This window comes from Vibrio sp. 10N.222.52.B7 (genome assembly GCF_041474275.1).
Lineage (GTDB): Bacteria > Pseudomonadota > Gammaproteobacteria > Enterobacterales > Vibrionaceae > Vibrio > Vibrio crassostreae_C.
In genome coordinates, this window is record NZ_JBFRTU010000580.1 from 1 (window position 1) to 398 (window position 398).

Here is a 398-nt window from a genome sequence, read left to right on the forward strand (position 1 = left end):
GTGATGATGCTGGTAACGATTTTGTTGCTTCTAATACAGAGCGCTACTTTGTGTTTACTGATATTCCAGAGGCGCCTTCGATTACAAATATCTCAGATGATTCTGCAGCTAGTGATTATTCTGAAGTTACATTGGGCGGTACGGGTGAGCCTGGCTCAACCATTCTATTATTCGATGAAGACAATAATCAGGTGAACGTTGGTCCGATTACAGTAGATAACGATGGTAATTGGACTACTGATATATCAAATCTGGTATCTACATCTGTTAATGACAATGAGTTCTTTACTGCTAAGCAGGTCGATAATTATGGCAATACAAGCGAAGCGTCGAATACTGTTCATTATTACCATGGCGACGCTAGTATAGCTGTACAAGAGGCGACCGATGATTTCGTA

1 protein-coding gene is annotated in these 398 nt (G+C 40.7%); it reads left to right on the plus strand.

The genetic code is table 11. The features are described 5' to 3' along the window. Positions 1 to 398: Ig-like domain-containing protein (locus AB4512_RS24290; protein WP_372176053.1), on the plus strand; the 398-nt coding region annotated here is incomplete at both ends.